Annotated in this window: 17 protein-coding genes; 5 read left to right on the top strand and 12 right to left on the bottom strand. The window is 69.5% G+C overall.

Going from position 1 to position 16918, the window contains the following annotated elements; translation table 11 throughout:
- Entirely contained in the window at positions 1–603 is a 603-nt protein-coding gene (locus tag ABFX55_RS00945; protein ID WP_346116662.1) for an MFS transporter, read from the bottom strand.
- Between the two features lie 81 nt (positions 604–684).
- Positions 685–1407, bottom strand: coding sequence for an MFS transporter (locus tag ABFX55_RS00940; RefSeq protein ID WP_346116660.1), 723 nt, complete (start codon positions 1405–1407; stop codon positions 685–687).
- Between the two features lie 315 nt (positions 1408–1722).
- Here ABFX55_RS00940 and ABFX55_RS00935 point away from each other — a divergent pair, with 315 nt between their 5' ends.
- Complete coding sequence (locus ABFX55_RS00935) at positions 1723–1890, top strand: hypothetical protein (protein WP_346116658.1); 168 nt, start codon at positions 1723–1725, stop codon at positions 1888–1890.
- On the opposite strand, the gene ABFX55_RS00930 is transcribed toward ABFX55_RS00935, so the two are convergent.
- Both ABFX55_RS00930 and ABFX55_RS00925 read right to left on the bottom strand, forming a co-directional pair.
- Positions 1887–2510 carry a pyridoxamine 5'-phosphate oxidase family protein gene (locus ABFX55_RS00930; RefSeq protein ID WP_346116656.1) on the bottom strand — a complete coding sequence of 208 codons (624 nt, stop codon included), beginning with the start codon at positions 2508–2510 and terminating at the stop codon, positions 1887–1889. The two genes, ABFX55_RS00935 and ABFX55_RS00930, sit on opposite strands and share 4 nt — an antisense overlap.
- 77 nt (positions 2511–2587) lie before the next feature.
- Positions 2588–3208 carry a TetR family transcriptional regulator gene (locus ABFX55_RS00925; RefSeq protein ID WP_346116654.1) on the bottom strand — a complete coding sequence of 207 codons (621 nt, stop codon included), beginning with the start codon at positions 3206–3208 and terminating at the stop codon, positions 2588–2590.
- Between the two features lie 148 nt (positions 3209–3356).
- Between ABFX55_RS00925 and ABFX55_RS00920 the strand changes: the two genes are divergently transcribed.
- Positions 3357–4445 (top strand): PrsW family intramembrane metalloprotease, encoded by a 1089-nt coding sequence (locus tag ABFX55_RS00920; protein WP_346116652.1) that lies wholly within the window; start codon positions 3357–3359, stop codon positions 4443–4445.
- Positions 4446–4512: 67 nt separating this feature from the next.
- On the opposite strand, the gene ABFX55_RS00915 is transcribed toward ABFX55_RS00920, so the two are convergent.
- On the bottom strand, positions 4513–5364 hold the full coding sequence (locus ABFX55_RS00915; RefSeq protein ID WP_346116650.1) for an alpha/beta fold hydrolase: 852 nt from the start codon (positions 5362–5364) through the stop codon (positions 4513–4515).
- A 53-nt stretch (positions 5365–5417) separates the two neighbouring features.
- Between ABFX55_RS00915 and ABFX55_RS00910 the strand changes: the two genes are divergently transcribed.
- Positions 5418–6122 (top strand): CGNR zinc finger domain-containing protein, encoded by a 705-nt coding sequence (locus ABFX55_RS00910; RefSeq protein WP_346116648.1) that lies wholly within the window; start codon positions 5418–5420, stop codon positions 6120–6122.
- Here ABFX55_RS00910 and ABFX55_RS00905 read toward each other — a convergent pair.
- Entirely contained in the window at positions 6030–7379 is a 1350-nt protein-coding gene (locus ABFX55_RS00905; protein ID WP_346116646.1) for an MFS transporter, read from the bottom strand. The genes ABFX55_RS00910 and ABFX55_RS00905 overlap by 93 nt on opposite strands.
- Before the next feature lie 44 nt (positions 7380–7423).
- On the opposite strand from ABFX55_RS00905, the gene ABFX55_RS00900 reads away from it, so the two are divergent.
- Positions 7424–7942, top strand: a complete 519-nt coding sequence (locus tag ABFX55_RS00900; protein ID WP_346116645.1) for a winged helix-turn-helix transcriptional regulator — start codon at positions 7424–7426, stop codon at positions 7940–7942.
- A 58-nt stretch (positions 7943–8000) separates the two neighbouring features.
- Here ABFX55_RS00900 and ABFX55_RS00895 read toward each other — a convergent pair whose 3' ends face one another.
- Positions 8001–9209, bottom strand: a complete 1209-nt coding sequence (locus ABFX55_RS00895) for an amidohydrolase (RefSeq protein ID WP_346116643.1) — start codon at positions 9207–9209, stop codon at positions 8001–8003.
- A 106-nt stretch (positions 9210–9315) separates the two neighbouring features.
- Here ABFX55_RS00895 and ABFX55_RS00890 point away from each other — a divergent pair, with 106 nt between their 5' ends.
- Positions 9316–9762 (top strand): hypothetical protein, encoded by a 447-nt coding sequence (locus tag ABFX55_RS00890; RefSeq protein WP_346116641.1) that lies wholly within the window; start codon positions 9316–9318, stop codon positions 9760–9762.
- Positions 9763–10130: 368 nt separating this feature from the next.
- Here the strand turns inward: ABFX55_RS00890 and ABFX55_RS00885 are convergent, their stop codons facing one another.
- The 5 genes from ABFX55_RS00885 to nrdR form a co-directional block, all read right to left on the bottom strand.
- Positions 10131–11321, bottom strand: coding sequence for a DUF418 domain-containing protein (locus ABFX55_RS00885; protein ID WP_346116639.1), 1191 nt, complete (start codon positions 11319–11321; stop codon positions 10131–10133).
- A gap of 27 nt (positions 11322–11348) precedes the next feature.
- A complete protein-coding gene (locus ABFX55_RS00880) occupies positions 11349–12197 on the bottom strand; it encodes an ABC transporter permease (protein WP_346116637.1) in 849 nt (282 codons plus the stop codon).
- A complete protein-coding gene (locus tag ABFX55_RS00875) occupies positions 12194–13150 on the bottom strand; it encodes an ABC transporter ATP-binding protein (RefSeq protein WP_346116635.1) in 957 nt (318 codons plus the stop codon). Before ABFX55_RS00875 ends, ABFX55_RS00880 begins: the two co-directional genes overlap by 4 nt.
- 309 nt (positions 13151–13459) lie before the next feature.
- Entirely contained in the window at positions 13460–16267 is a 2808-nt protein-coding gene (locus ABFX55_RS00870; RefSeq protein ID WP_346116633.1) for a vitamin B12-dependent ribonucleotide reductase, read from the bottom strand.
- Positions 16264–16719: a transcriptional regulator NrdR gene (gene nrdR / locus ABFX55_RS00865; RefSeq protein ID WP_183647109.1), complete on the bottom strand. Its 456-nt coding sequence runs from the start codon at positions 16717–16719 to the stop codon at positions 16264–16266. Before nrdR ends, ABFX55_RS00870 begins: the two co-directional genes overlap by 4 nt.
- Positions 16720–16918: the final 199 nt, after the last annotated feature.

Raw genomic sequence — 16918 nt, 5'->3', positions numbered from 1 at the left:
TCACCGATGTGAAGTTGCCCTGATGAAGGCGACGAGGCAGATCACGAGGAGAATCAGCGCCACGTCGATGAGCGCCGTCCACCTCGTCGCCGCGACGGGCCCCGCCGCCGCCTCGATCGCGAAGTAGACCGAGCCGATGGCCGCCACGCCCGCCGAGCCCGCGAACTGCTGGGTGGTCGTGGTGATCGCCGAGCCGATGCCCGCCTGGTAGGGAGCCACCTCGACCAGCGCCGCGCCGACGAGCAGCGGCAGGGTGAGCCCGTTGCCGAGGCCCACCACGGTGATCGCGGCGACGATCCACGGCAGGCTCTCCCCCGCGGTGAGGGCCAGGAACAGCAGGCCGGTGGCCGTCACCGCGCCGCCGACGAGGGGGACGCGCAGGCCGTACCTCCTGACCAGGCGGGAGCTGAGCAGCGCGGTCGTGGAGAAGGCGACCCCCAGAGGCGCGAAGGCGAGGCCCGCCTCGAAGGCGTTCAGGCCGCGCCCGCCCTGCAGCAGGAGCGTCAGCGTGAACATGAACCCGGCGAAGTAGCCGGTGAACGCGGCGACGGCGGCCGAGCCCGCCACGAACGAACGCACGGTGAACAGGCCGAGGTCCAGCACGGGACGGCCGCCGCGCGCGGCCAGCGCGCGCTGCCACCACAGGGTCAGCGCGCCCGCGGGCGCCGCGGCGGCGATGGACAGTCAGGTCCACAACGGCCACCCCTCGGTACGGCCCAGCGCCAGCGGCACCAGGACCAGCCCCAGCGTGAAGGCGATGCCGAGCGCGCCGAGCGGGTCGAGCCTGACGGCGGCGCGCGACTCGTGCCCGGGCAGCAGCCGCCAGGCCAGCAGCGCGGTGACGAGGCCCACGGGGAGGTTGACGAGGAAGATGACCCGCCAGCCCAGTCCGAGCACGTCGGCGTGCAGGAGCAGGCCGCCGAGCACCTGTCCCGCGAGGGAGCCGAGGCCGCCTGCCGCGCCGTACCAGGCCAGCGCCCTGGCCCTGGCGCCGGCGGGGAAGGTGGCGGTGATGACGGCCAGCACCTGGGGCACCATGACGGCGCCCGCGAGGCCCTGCAGGAGGCGGGCGACGATCAGCTGGAGCGGGGTGGCGGCCAGCCCGCACAGCAGGGAGGCAGCGGTGAAGGCCAGCACCCCGACGACGAAGAGCCTGCGGTGACCGTACTGGTCGCCGAGCCGGCCGCCGGTGATCATGCCGCCCGCGTAGGCGAAGGCGTAGCCGCCCACGATGAGCTCGAGGGCGGCGGCGTCGGCGTGCAGCTCCCTCTCGAAGGCCGGGGCGGCGACGTTCACGACGAAGAAGTCGAACTGCGCCATGAACCAGGCCGCCAGCAGGACGGCCAACCTCGCTGACATATGCGCCTTTGCTATCACATCGGCCACTCGGCTCCTGCGTCCGGGCATGGCTGAGCGGTCAAAATGCATTGAACGGGGGCGAGCGGCCCCGTAGGTTGGCGCGCATGGCGGTTCGCAACCATTCGCCAAGCTCCTGTCAAGCGGCGGGGCAGAGAGTGGGAGCACGCGGAAGGGGGCAGACCATGCGACGCATCAGGAGAGCCAGGGCGGCGGCCAGACGGCGGCTGACACAGACACCGGACCTTGACCTGCGGTCCCCGTCGGGGCGGCAACTTCCCTACTGATGTGAACTTTACGAGGGTTTTACGGAGTGCCCGATATGTAATGTGATGTCACGAAAACATCACGCTGGGGGGCGCTTTGATGACGAGGCTGGTGGTGGTGCCGCCGCATGTGGCGCGGCACAAGGTGCGCGACATCGGATCGGCCCGCCGCGAGAACGGCAAGGCCGATCCGAAGGTGGTCGACCTGGTCGCCTACAGCGGCCGGAACGTCATCCGCCTGCCTTCAGGCCCGACCCCCGCCGCCTAGACCTTGTAGAGCTTGTCGGCGTAGGAGTCCCCGTAGTAGCGCTCGAGCTCCTCGAGGGACTCCTCCGTCTTCTGCACGCTCTTGACGATGGCGGCGTGCGAAGGCAGCGCGTCGGGGTTCCAGGTCTCGGGCTTCCAGAGGTTCGAGCGCAGGAAAGCCTTGGCGCAGTGGAAGAAGATCTGCTCGATCTCCACGACGATCGCGAGCTTGGGGCGGTTGCCCTTCACGATCAGCTCGTCGAAGAACGGTGCCTCCCTGACCAGCCTGGCCCTGCCGTTGATCCGCAGCGTCTCACCCCTGCCGGGGACGAGGTAGAGCAGGCCGACGTACGGGTTCTGCAGGATGTTGTGGAAGCCGTCGGCCCTGCGGTTACCCGGTCTGTCGGGGATGGCGATCGTGGTGTCGTCGATGACATGGGTGAAGCCCGCGGGGTCGCCCTTGGGAGAGACGTCGCACGCGCCGCTCGCGTCGGCGGTGGCGATGAGACAGAACGGCGAGTTGGCCAGCCATTCCCTGTCGCGCTCGTGCAGGACCGCCCGCTCCTTCGTGACGGCGCGCGGCATCACCTCGCCGAGCAGCTCGCGCAGCTCTTCCTCGGACTTGATCTCCGCCCAGTCCATGCGATCCCCTCTGCAGTTCGTCCGACCTTGCCCATTTTTGACCATCGGACGATCGTCACCGGCACCGGGGGTCGCGCTCAGCCGCCCGCGGTGAGGGCGATGCTCTCGGGGACGGCGGCGAAGGCCTCGTCGAGCCGCCTGCGCAGCCCTGCCCGCCCTTCCGGTCCTCCCGCGGCCGCCCAGCTCAGGGCGGCGTGCCGCCAGGCCGCCACGGCGACCTCGATGACCAGCTTCAGCCGCACGTCGCCCGGGTCGAGGCCGAGCCTGGCGCCCATCCTGTCGAAGGCGGCCTGCGTGGTCACATTGCAGTAGCGCAGGCCGTGCGCCTCCACCGCGGGGGTGACCCCGCACAGCGCCCTGGTCGCGAGAAAACGGGCGTCCCACCCGTCGTCCATCCGATCCAGGCTCGCCCGCAGCGCCGCCAGGAAGGCGTCGAGCACCAGGCCCCGCACCTGCATCGTGTCGACCTCGGACAGGAAGGTCGACCACAGCTCGGTGTCGGCGGCGAGCGCGACGTCCTCCTTGGAGGGGAAGTTGCGGAAGAAGGTGCGCTTGGACACCTCCACCGCGTCGACGAGCTCGTCGAGTGTGGTCTGGTCGAACCCCTTCTCGGTGAACAGCCGCAACGCCGTCTCCGTCAGAGCCTGCCTGGTGCGGGCCTTCTTTCGCTCCCTGAGAGGCAGTTCGCGCAGATCCATGGGCCCACTCTATCCGCAAATGCCGTTTGACAGCTAACGCCACCAAGTGGCGCTTTTGCTGGGTGGCAATACAAGCACGGACTCGGGGCGGCAACCAGCTGTCAACCGTCTTTCTATCGCGGGGGCGCAGTGTGGCAGTGTGACTGCAGTGACCCGCCCCCCAGTGCTCTCGCCACGGCCGAGCAAGGCGCTCATCATCGGCCTGGTGATCTCGAGCGCCTGCGCCCTGCTCATGCTGGCCCTCATGCTGGTCTCCAGCGACCCCAAGGGCTTCGGCCTGTCGGCGGTGATGGCCGTGGCGCCGCTTCCTGTGCTGCTGGCCGCGGTGCTGGCGCTCGACAGGCTGGAACCCGAGCCCAGGCTCCACCTGTCGTTCGCCTTCGCGTGGGGCGCGGGCGTGGCCGTGGTGGTGGCCATCGCCCTCAGCCTGGCAGGTGAGGCGCTGGTCCTGAGCGCGGGGTACGGCGAGACGGTGGCCAACGACTTCGGCACCGTCATCCTCGCGCCGGTGATCGAGGAGGGCCTGAAGGGCGCGGCCCTGCTGCTGCTCCTGCGCAGGCGCAGGGAGATCGACGGGCTGACCGACGGCATCATCTACGCCGCCATGGCGGGGCTGGGCTTCGCCGCCGTGGAGAACGTCGGCTACTACCTCAGCGCCTACGCCGAGAACGGGACCGACGGCGCGGTGGGGCTGTTCGTCTTCCGCGGCCTGATCGCCCCGCTCGGCCACCCTGTCTACACCTCGATGATCGGCATCGGCGTGGCCTACGCCGCCACCCGCCGCACCCCGGTCAGGTTCCTCGCCATCCCGCTCGGCTATCTGGGCGCGGTGGTGCTGCACGGGCTGTGGAACGGCGCGGCGACGCTGGGCTCGCTCCCCGCGCTGGGCGTGGTCTACCTGCTCGACCTGTGCGTGATCATCGCGCTGGTCGTGGTGACCGTACGGGAGCGCAAGGCGGTGCTCGCCAAGATCGGCGGCATCCTGCCCGCGTACCTGCCCACGGGGGTGCTCTCTCCTCAGGATGTCGGCATGCTCAGCTCGCTCGGGGCCCGGAGGCACGCCCGCCGGTGGGCGAAGGGGAACGGGCTCGCGAAGCCGATGGCCGACTACCAGCAGGCGGCCACCGAACTGGCCATGCTGCACCTGCGGGCGGAGCGGGAGACCATGCCCGCCGAGGAGTTCACGGCGCAGAGGGAGGCGCTCCTCCACGTGATGGGCGCCTCCAGACGCTGGTAGCAGCGCTCGTCAGCGGGCCTCCGGCGCCTCCCCGCACCGACCGCGTGTGCAGCCGGATCGGCCCCGGCTAGAGCTTGAAGAAGTCGCGCAGGTGATCGAGCACGAGGTCGGGGCGCTCCTCGGCCAGGAAGTGGCCGCAGTCGGGGATCTCCGCACCCCGCACGTCATGGGCGTAGTCGCGCCACACCTCCTCCACCCCTACCCTCGCGGGAAGCCCCGCCTCGCCCCACAGCGCGAGCACCGGCATCTCCAGTCGCCTGCCCGCGTCGTAGTCGGCGTCGTCGTCGTGCGCCGCGTCGTCAGGGAAGGACGCGCGGTAGTCGTCGAAGCCCGCCCTCAGCGCGCCGGGCTGGGAGAAGGCGCGGTAGTACTCCTCGGCGTCGAGCGCGGCCCTCTGCACGGTCCACTTCTCGAAGAAGTAGCCGAGGTAGCCGCGCACGTCCGCGCCCGCCAGCCGTTCGGGCAGGTCGGGCTGCAGGTGGAAGGTCCAGTGCCAGGTGCCGAGCGCGATGCCTGAGTCCATGTCGAAGCGGCGCCACATCTCCCTGGTGGGGATGATGTCCATGACGACCAGCCGCTCGACCTCGTCAGGGTGGTCGAGGGCGTAGCGGTGGGCGACGCGCGCTCCCCTGTCGTGGCCGACCAGCGTGAGGCGCTCGTGGCCGAGTTGCCTGGCCAGTTCCCGTACGTCGGAGGCCATGGTGCGCTTGTCGAAACCGGTGAGCGGTTTGTCGGTGCGGCCGTAGCCCCTGAGGTCGGGCGCCACCACCGTGAAGTGCTCGGCGAGCGGGCCGATGAGGTGCCTCCAGCAATGACTGGTCTGCGGCCAGCCGTGCACCAGCATCACCAGCGGTCCTTCGCCCTCGATCAGGTAGTGCATGCGCAGGCCGCCGACGTCGGCCATCCTTGATTCCGCCATGATGTAACTCCATCGTATGGTTACATGGTTAACCTCATCATAGGGTTAGGGGCATGCGAGCGCGAGACTGGGTCTGGGATGGCGGGCGACCTTCGCTTGATTTCGTCAACACCTACCGAAACCGCAAGGGCGAAGGCTGGGAGCTGCTGCGCGAACCCGCAGATCTGCTGGCCTGGCTCGGCCTACCCGAGGACCTCCCCTTGGACACCGGCGTGCCCGCCCCCACCCCACAGGAAAGCGCCTTGCCCTCATCCAGCGGGGAGGGACCCGCCGCGACCGAGCCCTCCACGGGGACGAGCGAGGCACACGGGGACGGCCGGGATGACTCCGTCGCAGGTAGAGCCGGCGGCGCGGGCGAAGGCAGCGCCGGTGCGGTGCTGGTGGAGGCCAGGGAGTTGCGGGAGGCCATCTGCCGCTGTCTCGACGCGGCGATGGCGGGCGAGCACGGCTTCCCCGAGCCGATCAACCGGTGGGCCGCCCGGCGGCAGCCGTCCCTGGTGCGGCTCTCGTCCGACCTCTTGGTCGTACGGCTCCCGCCGCGCGATCCTGTCGTCGCGGCCCTGGCCGAGATCGCCTGCGACGCGATCGAGCTGATCGGCGGCCCTGACCTGCGACAGGTGCGGGTGTGCGCCTCCCCCACGTGCGGGCTGCGCTTCGCCGACCGGTCAAACGCGGGGTCCAGGCAGTGGTGCTCGATGAAGCGGTGCGGGAACCGCGAGAAGGTGCGCCTGCACCGCGCCCGCCGCGGCGAGCTTTAGCACGATGGACGCGATCAGCGTCACGAGCACGCCCGTCTGCAGCCCCAGCGTGCCGACGAGGGTGGCCATGGCCGCCGCGCCGAGGGAGGAGCCGACGTAGCGGGCGGTGTTGCTCGCGCCCGACCCCATGCTGACGCGATGCTGCGGCACGCTCTCGATGGCGAGGTGCGCCAGCGAGGAGTTGATCAGTCCGCTGCCCACGCCGCTGACGAGCAGGCCCGCGACGGTCAACGGGAGCGAGAGATCGCCCGCCACGCCGAGCAGTCCCGCGTATCCGGCGGCGCTCAGCAGCAGGCCGAGGGAGAGGCGCGAGCCTGCGCCGAGCCGTACCCTGCCTGCCAGCAGAGGGGTCAGGAACGACATGCAGGACCAGATCGCGAGCAGCAAGGCGCTGCCCATCGGGGTCATGCCGTGCGCCGACTGCAGCACGCTCGGCAGGAAGCCGAGCACGCCGACCACGGTCGCGCCGACGATCATCGCGCCGCCCGTGGAGACCAGGAACGGGGGGCGCCTGAACAGGTCCAGGTCGAGCAGCGGCTCGCGGCGGCGGCGTTCGGCCACCGTGAAGGCGACCAGCAGCAGCGCGGCGGCGACGAAGGCGACGGCCACGACCGGACGCGTCCAGCCCTGACGCCCCTCGGTCACGCCCGTGACCAGCGCCGCCACGCCCAGGGTCAGCAGGACCACGCCGGGCAGGTCGAGCCTGCGCGGCTCGGCGGATCGCGATTCCTTCAGCGTCAGGGCCGAAACGATCGCCAGCACCAGTGCCAGCGCGGCTGTCAGCCAGTAGACCGTCCGCCAGCTCCATGCCAGCGCCAGCATCCCCGACAGCAGCGGCCCTACCGCGGTGCCCAGGCCCATCATCGCGCCGTAGGCGGCGGTGGCCCTGAGGCGCGGCCTGCCCGCGGGGTGGGTGTGGCCCACGATGCCGAGGCTGGCGGCCAGCATCGCCGCGCCGGCCCCGCCCTGCACCAGGCGCGCGCCTGCGAACACCGGCACGCTGGTCGCCAGCGCCGCCACCACGCCTGCCCCTGCGAGCACGCAGGTCCCGATGACGAGCGTCCTCTTGCGCCCGTAGTCGTCGGCCAGCCCGCCCGCGACCAGCAGCAACGCCGACAGTCCGAGCGCGATCGAGCTCAGGATCCACACCGGGCCCGTGGGCCCCGCGCCGAGGTCGCGCGCGGTGTCGGCCAGCGTGACCATCGGCAGCGTGTAGGTGGCGAGCACGAGGAAGGGCACCGCGTTCAGTTGGTTCATTGAATGAACCTAACACGGTTCAATCAATGAACTAAAGTGGGGGCATGGCGCTGGGAAAGAACTACGAGGGGCAGGACTGCTCGCTGGCCAAGGCCCTGGAACTGATCGGGGAGCGCTGGACCCTGCTGGTGATCAGAGACGCGATGTACGGCGTGCGGCGCTACGGCGACTTCCTCGCGCACCTGGACATCCCGCGCGCGGTGCTGTCACAGCGGCTGGGCGCGCTGGTGGAGGCGGGCATCCTCGACAAGCAGCGTTATCAGGACCATCCGCCCAGGGAGGAGTACGTGCTGACCGAGGTGGGCAGGGAGCTGTGGCCGCCGGTGCAGGCGCTGGCCCACTGGGGTGAGCGCCATCTCAGCAGCACGGGGCCGCGGCGGCTGTTCTTCCACCTGACGTGCGGGACCAGGCTCGACCCCACGGCGCACTGCCCGGCGTGCGCGATGCGGCCTCCGTTGGAGGACCTCGAGGTACGGCCTGGCCCGGGGCTGGAGATCTCGAGGGACGACGCGGTGAGCGTGGCCCTGCGCGAGCCGCACCGCATGCTCACCCCCCTCCCCTGACCTCCGGCGAGAGGCCGGGGTGCCGGAGGGGTGGGGGCCCTCCGGCCTGGAGGTGGGGTCAGGACTCGCGGTAGTACGGGTCGGCGACGACGCCCTCGCCGCGTTCGTCGGAGTAAACGTAGACCTCGCGCCCGTCGACGAACACGCGCAGCGCCCTGCTCATGATGTCCAGCGGGTCACCGGACCAGATCACGACGTCGCCGTCCAGACCGGGCCTGAGTGAGCCGACCCTGTCGTCCAGGCCCATGATCCTCGCGGGGTTGACGGTGATCGAGCGCAGCGCGGTGTCGCGGTCGAGCCCCTCCTTCACCGCCAGCGTCGCCTGGTACACCAGGAAGTGGATCGGCACCACGGGATGGTCGGTGGTGATCGCCAGCTCCACGCCCGCCCTGGCCAGGATGCCGGGATTGCGCAGCGAGCGGTTGCGCAGCTCCACCTTCGACCTGCTGGTGAACAGCGGGCCGATGATCACGGGGATCCGCCGCTCGGCCAGCACGTCGGCGATCAGATGCCCCTCGGTGCCGTGGTTGATGATCAACCGGTAGCCGAACTCGTCGGCCAGGCGCAGCGCCGTGACGATGTCGTCGGCCCTGTGCGTGTGCTGGCACCAGGGCAGCTCGCCGTCCAGGACCTTGCCGAGGACCTCCAGCGTGCCGTCACGGTCGAACGGCTTGCCCTCGGCGGCGGCGTGGTCGCGCCTGGCCTGGTAGTCCTGGGCCTTGCGGAAGGCGTCACGGATCACCGCGGCCACACCCTGCCTGGTGGACGGCAGCTTCTTCTGGTCACCGTACACACGCTTGGGGTTCTCCCCCAGCGCGCTCTTCACGCTGACGGGCTCGCGGACCAGCATCTCCTCGACGGTCCTGCCCCAGCACTTCACCGCCACCGTCTGGCCGCCGATCGGGTTACCCGAGCCAGGCTTGATGACCGCCGTCGTGACACCGCCCGACAGCGCGTCGGCGAAGCCGAGGTCGCCCGGGTTGATCGCGTCCAGGGCGCGCAGCCTGGCGCCGTTGGGGTCGGTCATCTCGTTGGTGTCCTGGCCGGCCCAGCCGTCGGCCTCCTCGTGGACGCCCAGGTGCCCGTGGGCCTCGACGAAGCCCGGCAGCACCCAGCCGCCCTCCACGTCGACGACCTGGACGCCGTCGGGGATCTCGACGTCCCGCCCGACGGCCACGATCTTGCCGTCCTGGATGAGCACAGTGCCGCCGTCAATGGGATCGCCGTCGACCGGCACGACATATCCGCTGGTAATCGCGATGTTCATGGAGAAAACCTAGCGGAATTGACCACCCCTTTTTCCGCGTATCGCCCCCACTGTCAGGAGATGTCCGGCATGATGATCCCTTTGATCTGACGAAAGGAAGCTGAGCGTGATCAAGTCGGTTCTGGCAGCGACGCTGGCCCTCGGCGGCATCCTGGTGGCCCCCGCGGCCGCGAACGCCGCGGGCTACACCCCCGAGGGCATCTGCGGCAACGGCTTCGCCGTCGTCAACAGGGCGCCCGTCGGCTCGTGGGGCACGGTCTACCTCCTGTACAACCGCAAGAACGGGCTCAACTGCGCGGTCACCATCAAGTCGAAGTACACGGGCGTCAGCACCCGCACCTCGGTGCTGCTCGAGGTGGCGCGCCCCTTCGCCAACAACACCCCGCCGTACACCGAGAAGGCTGAGGACTCCGACCGCTACAAGTTCTACGCCGGCCCGGTGAAGCTCCAGGGCAAGGGCATGTGCGTGCGGTTCTCCGGCGCCATCGCCAACCGCCCGACCAAGGCGCGGTTCGAGCGCAGCGCTCCCCGCGGCTTCGCCAACTGCGGCTGACCGTACCCTCGTCCACCCGGCCCGACGGCGTGCCGGATGGACAGGGCGCGCGGATCACGGCTCGATGAGACGGCGCGGAGCGCGCGTCGGCCAGCAACGCCCGGGGCTCGCCCCTGCCGGTGCGGACGTACTCCGCCAGAGACTCCGTCCCCTTCCCTCCCGCCCACTATGCCGAGTCCGCCCTGAGCGCCGCCATGCCGCAGACCCACCTCCTCGACCTGCGGAGCGACGCCCCTGAACCGGTCAGGGCCTGGCTCGGCGCGCCGTCCGCCACGCGTGGTCGGCCCCGGGTACACCGCCGAGAGCGACGCCGACCACCGGCTGTCGGACGGCTCGCCCGCCGCGTGGTTCGACGTGATCGTCCATTCTCACGACGTCACTCCCGCCCGGTTCCTGGAGTTCGAGCGGCCTTCGCGGTAGGACAGCCTGCGTAGCAGCACCTCGGCGGGGCCGCGGTGGCCCGCGCGACGCATCCACTCGGCCAGCAGGATCGAGACGATCCAGACGCCGACGGCGATGGCGAACGTGGCGGCGGAGCCCATGTCGTCGCTCAGCCCCAGGGTGAAGGGGTAGAACAGCGCCACCCACACCACCGACTGGAACAGGTAGAAGGTCATCGACCGCTGTCCCAGCGCCACGAGGGCGACGGTGAGCCGTCCGTGGTCGCGTCCGATCCTGGCCGCGACCAGGCCGACGGCGGCTGCCATGCCGATGCCGCCCGCGTATCCGGTGAGGGTGTGCGCGGTGGTGACCGTCCAGGCGAGGGGGTGGGAGGTGGTCGTCCACGCGCCGGTCGCCAGCAGGGCGGCGGGCAGCCGGCCGAGGACGGACACTCCGAGGAAGATCACGGTGACCCGGCGCAGCAACGGCAGGTGCCGCTCGGGCTCGTCGAGGATCCGGCGTCTGGCTGCCCAGATGCCCAGCAGCATGCCGGGCACCACGACGACGGTGGCGATCGGCGTCTCGATCGGCCACGAGCCGACGCCGGCGACCAGGTGCGCGCCGAACGTGTCCGCCATGGTGTCGGCCAGCATGAACGGCGTGCCGGCGGCGGCGGCCTCCCGCGCCACCATGCCCTGCCAGGAGATCAGGAGGGTCGCGGGCAGGAGCGTCAGCGCGCTCGTCCACCACAGCGTGGAGTCCCTGGCTCGCACGAGCGGGGTGAGCGCGAGCAGCGTCAGCCCGTAGACGCCGATGATGTCCATCGGCATGAACGCGGCGTGCGCGAAGCCGATGACGGTCAGCCAGAGACTCCTGCGTCGCAGCAGCTTTCTCAGGGAGATCCAGTCACTGCCCCTGGCGTGCTGACGCTGGGCCAGCTGCCCGAGCCCGTAGCCGAACAGGAACACGAACATGGCGCGCGCCTGGTTGTCGGTGAAGAGGGATTTGACGAACTGCGCGGCCGTGTTGAGCGCGGCCGGCCCGTGAGCGGGGTCGCTGACGAACACGGGCGCGTGCGCCAGGGCGATGGCCAGCAGCATGAAGCCGCGAGCCAGGTCCGGCGCCAGGGACCGGGCGCTCACGCTGGTGGGCGCCGCAGCGGAGAGAGCGGTGGGCATGGTGAATCCTTCCGGGGGCTGCGGCGGTTATCCGACGCGCTGCAGGGCTTGCTCGCGGCGCTCGGCCACGCTCGATCCCGACTCCCTGCGCGCCATCCTGCGCAGCACGATCGGCGCCAGGACCAGGCCGAGCACGGCCCAGGCGCCCAGCACTCCGACGGTCTCCACGTGCCGCCACGATTGGCCGATCTCGACGCTGACCGCGCCGTCCGGCAGCAGGGCCGAACGCATGCCCAGGCCGAGCCAGTAGATCGGGAACGCCTGGGCGATCCACTGCAGCCACTCGGGCAGCGCCGTGATCGGGTAGAAGATGCCGGAGATCGCGATCAGGCCCAGGATCGGGAGCTGGATCAGGCCCTGACCGCGGGCGCTGGTGAACACCGAGCCCAGGACAGCGCCGATGGGCAGGGTCGCCACCATACCCAGCACGAGCACCCCTGCCAGGGTCAGCCACGAACCGGGGCTGCCGATGGCCAGGCCGTCGATGATGATCAGCCCTGGAACCAGCAGGATCGTCAGGTCGGCGAGCAGGCCGCCGGAGACTGTGACGACCTTGCCGACGAGGTAGCCCAGCATGCCGTTCGGCGTCGCCTTGGCGCGCAGGAGTGTTCCGTCCTCGCGTTCGGCGGTGAGCAGCTGGCTCATGGTCACCATGCCCATCGCCGCGTTCATCCCCAGGACGCTCGGCAGCAGGAGGGTCCCGAGCACGAGCCCGCCGGGCCCGAGCGTCACGTCCCGCATGAAGTACATGACGACCAGCATCAGCGTGGGCCAGAACAGGTGGCTGAACAGATCGTGTCCGTTGGTGAAAGACTGCCGTAGTTCGATCAACCCTCTGGCCCAGCCTGCCCGAACCGCCGCGGTGGTCGGGTTCATCGTGCCGCCTCCTTCGACGCGCGCGGCGCCGCTCCGCCACGGCCGGATTCGGCCTGGCTGACCAGGGTCAGGTAGGTCTCCTCCAGCGATGCCCTGCGAACTTCGAGTTCGCCGACGGCGTCGCCGTACTGCTTGAAGAGCTCGTGAACGAACCGGGTCGAGTCGGTGGTGGAGTGCGTCCTGTGCTGCCCGTCAAGGGTCCAGCGCACCTGGTCCTGGCCCGCGATCTGCCGCGCCAGCTCCTCCGCCGAGCCGTCGGCGATGATGCGCCCTCCGGAGAGGATGACGATGCGGTCGGCCAGTTGCTCAGCCTCGTCGAGATCATGGGTGGTGAGCAGGATCGTGGTCTGCTGCTCGCCGGCCAGGCGGTGCACGAGGTCGTGGAACTCCCTGCGCGCCTGCGGGTCGAGCCCTGCGGTGGGCTCATCCAGGAAGAGCAGTTCGGGACGACCGACGATGCCGATCGCCACGTCGAGCCTGCGCCGCTGCCCGCCGGACAGCATCCTGATCTTCTTGTCGGCGTGCGCGGTCAGGCCGACCGCCTGGATGAGTTCGTCGGTGTCCCACGGCCTGCGGATGCGAGGGGTGGAGTAGCAGGCGTAGTAGGCGCCGAGATGCGTGAGGAGTTCGCCGATCCGCCATTTGCCGTGGTCGCGCCACGACTGCAGGACGACGCCCAGCCTGGCCCGCCACTGCTCGTCTCCGCGCGCGGGATCCGTGCCGAGCACCTGGACGCGTCCCGCCGATCGCATCCGGAACCCTTCCATGATCTCGATCGTGGTGGTCTTGCCCGCGCCGTTCGGGCCGAGCAGGGTCAGCACCTCTCCCTGACGTGCCTGGAAGGTCACGTCGTGCAGGACGTCGGTAGAGCCGTAACGCATGCGCAGGCCGTCCACGTCGAGCACGACCGTGTCGGTCGTCGGTATTAACGGTCTGGATAGAGGGTTATTCATCGTGCCTCGTCTCGACAGAGAGTCTGGAACAAGGGGGACGGCTTCAGCCGCCTCTGTTCGCCGTCGGTCCTCGCGCGAAAGGGCCCGGCAGGGTGCGCACCATCAGGCCGGCCGGGTCGACGCCGGCAGCGGCCATGCAAGCAACCTTAGTTGACTAATTCTCCCTTAGCAACACAGGTTGCTTAAACGAAGGGGGAGCCGGGCAGCTGCCCGGCTCCCCCTTGTCGGAAGCAGCGGTGATGACGCCGAAAGGGGAGCCGACCCATGGTCGGCTCCCCTTTCGGACCTGCTATCTACCTGTCAGCGACCTCAGCTGCAGCCGCTGGTGGAGCCGCAGCCCTCGCAGACGTAGCAGCTGCCGGCCGGACGCATCTTGGTGCCGCACGTCATGCACAGCGGAGCGTCCGCGGTGAAGCGCTGGTGGCTCTCCAGCGTCAGCTCCTTCACCTCGCGCACCGGCTCGGGAGCGGCCGGCTGCACCGCCTTGGCCTCGATCGGAGCCGACTGCGCCAGCGCCTCCTTGTCGACCGCGGGGTCCTCGCCGCGCTGCTGCGCGGTGCGCTCGGCGGCGGAGAAGATGCCGAGCGCGGCCCGCTCGTCGTAGGGCAGGTGGTCGAGCGCCAGGCGGCGGAAGATGTAGTCCATCACCGAGGTCGCCATCCGCACGTCCGGGTCGTCGGTCATCCCGGCGGGCTCGAAGCGCATGTTGACGAACTTGCTGACGTAGGTCTCCAGCGGCACGCCGTACTGCAGGCCTATGGACATCGCCACGGAGAAGGCGTCCATGACGCCCGCCAGCGTCGAACCCTGCTTGGACATCTTGAGGAAGACCTCGCCGAGCCCGTCGTCGGGGTAGGACGAAGCGGTCATGTAACCCTTGGCGCCGCCCACGGTGAAGCGGGTGGTGACGCTCGGCCTGGAGTTCGGCATCCTGCGCCGGGTCGGGCGGTTGACCTCGATGACCTTGACCTCGGGCTCGGCCGCGGCCTTGGTCTCGTCCTTCTTGGCGCCGTTGCCCGCCGACAGCGGCTGGCCGACCTTGCAGTTGTCGCGGTAGACGGCCAGGGCCTTGAGGCCGAGACGCCAGCCCTCCATGTAGACCTGCTCGATGTCCTCGATCGTCGCCGACTCGGGCAGGTTGACGGTCTTGGAGATCGCACCGGACAGGAACGGCTGCGCGGCGGCCATCATGCGCACGTGGCCCATGGGCGCGATCGCCCGCTCGCCCATCGCGCAGTCGAAGACCTCGTAGTGCTCACGCTTGAGGCCGGGGGCGTCAACGACGTGGCCGTGCTCGCCGATGTACTCGACGATGGCCTCGATCGACTCCTGCTGGTAGCCCAGCTGCTTGAGCGCCCTCGGGATCGTCTGGTTGACGATCTGCATCGAGCCGCCGCCGACGAGCTTCTTGAACTTCACCAGCGCCAGGTCGGGCTCGATGCCCGTGGTGTCGCAGTCCATCATCAGGCCGATGGTGCCGGTCGGCGCGAGCAGCGACGCCTGGGCATTGCGGTAGCCGTTCTTCTCGCCCAGCTTGAGGCACTCCGACCACTGCTTGGACGCCTCGGCGTGGATCTTGCCGTCCATCGTGCCGAGGGTGCGCAGGCCGTCGTTGGCGCCCGCGTGCTTGCGCATGACGCGCTTGTGGGCGTCGGCGTTCCTGGCATAACCCTCGTACGGCCCGACGACCGCGGCCAGCTCGGCGCTGCGCCGGTAGGACACGCCCGTCATCAGCGAGGTGATCGCCCCCGCGACCGCGCGACCGCCGTCGGAGTCGTAGGCGTGGCCGGTAGCCATGAGCAGCGCGCCCAGGTTGGCGTAGCCGATGCCCAGCTGACGGTAGGCGCGGGTGGTCTCGCCGATCTTCTCGGTCGGGAAGTCGGCGAAGGTGATCGACACGTCCATCGCCGTGATGATCAGCTCGGTGAGCTTGACGAAGCTCGCCACGTCGAAGCTGTTGTCGTCCCTCAGGAACTTCAGCAGGTTGATGCTGGCCAGGTTGCACGAGGAGTTGTCCAGGTGCAGGTACTCCGAGCACGGGTTGGACGCGGTGATGCGGCCGGTCTCCGGGCTGGTGTGCCAGTCGTTGATCGTGTCGTCGTACTGCACGCCGGGGTCGGCGCACTCCCACGCGGCCTTGGCCATCTTGCGGAAGAGGTCCTTGGCGTCGACCTGCTCGATGACCTCACCAGTCAGGCGGGCGCGCAGGCCGAACTGCTCGCCCTTGTCCACCGCGCGCATGAACTCGTCGGAGACGCGCACCGAGTTGTTGGCGTTCTGGTACTGGACGCTGACGATGTCCTTGCCGCCGAGGTCCATGTCGAACCCGGCGTCGCGCAGCGCGCGGACCTTGTCCTCCTCGCGAGCCTTCGTCTCGATGAACTCCTCGATGTCGGGGTGGTCGACGTCGAGGACGACCATCTTGGCGGCCCTGCGGGTCGCGCCGCCCGACTTGATCGTGCCCGCGGAGGCGTCGGCGCCGCGCATGAAGCTGACAGGGCCGCTGGCCGTACCGCCGCTGGACAGGAGCTCCTTGGAGGAGCGGATGCGAGAGAGGTTCACCCCCGAGCCCGAACCACCCTTGAAGATCACGCCCTCTTCCTTGTACCAGTCGAGGATCGACTCCATGGTGTCGTCGACGGCCAAGATGAAACAGGCGCTGACCTGCTGCGGGCTCTGCGTGCCCACGTTGAACCACACCGGCGAGTTGAACGCGAAGATCTGGTGGACCAGCGCGTGCTTCAGCTCGTGGTCGAAGATCTCCACGTCCTCGTCGGAGGCGAAGTAGCCGTTCTCCACCGCGGTCCTGGTGTACATCCCGACCACGCGGTCGACCAGCTGCTTCAGGCTCCACTCGCGCTGCGGCGTGCCCACGGCGCCACGGAAGTACTTCGTCGTCACGATGTTGGCCGCGTTGACCGACCAGAACTCGGGGAACTCCACACCACGCTGCTCGAAGTTGATCGAGCCGTCCCGCCAGTTGGTCATGACGACGTCACGGCGCTCCCACGTGATCTCGTCATAGGGATGCACTCCGGGCTTGGTGAAGATCCGCTTCATCTTCAACCCCTTGCGCTTGCCCCCACGCGTCACTGAACCGCTGACCGTCTCCGTCATGACTCCCCCTTCTCGGCTTTCAGTTGCTTGATCTCGGCTTCGAAGTCCGCCAGGCTCTCGAAACCGCGATATACCGATGCGAACCGCAGGTACGCCACCTCGTCCAGGTCCCGCAGCGGCCCGAGGATCGCCAGACCGACCTCGTTGGAGGGGATCTCGGCCGCTCCTCTGGCCCTGATGGCCTCTTCCACGCGCTGCCCGAGTTGCGCGAGCGAGTCCTCGGTGACGGGCCTGCCCTGGCACGCCCTGCGGACGCCGGCGACCACCTTGTCCCTCGAGAACGGCTCGGTCACTCCGCTGCGCTTGCTCACCATCAGCAGGACCGTCTCCTGCGTGGTGAACCTGCGCCCGCATTCAGGGCAGGTACGGCGACGCCTGATGGCGCCTCCGTCGTCCGTGGAGCGGCTGTCGATGACCCTGGTGTCCGGGTGACGACAGAACGGACAGTGCACCCTTCGCCTCCTCGGCCGCGACATGGGCTCACCACTCGTAAAATGCTCGTCGGCAGACGCTCGCGCCCGCGCCACGGGGTGCCATGGAGCGGTCACGGAAACACAAGTTGTGGTGAACTACATCGGTGTAACTACTAGATGTTGTGGTCCAACCGTAGAAGCGCGCGACCATGAACGCAAGTTGGCCCGGCCCATCCAA

The organism is Nonomuraea roseola (assembly GCF_039535395.1).
Classification (GTDB): Bacteria; Actinomycetota; Actinomycetes; order Streptosporangiales; family Streptosporangiaceae; genus Nonomuraea; species Nonomuraea roseola.
The sequence above is the reverse complement of the archived record's forward strand: the minus strand, read 5'-3'. Positions and strand labels throughout refer to the sequence as shown.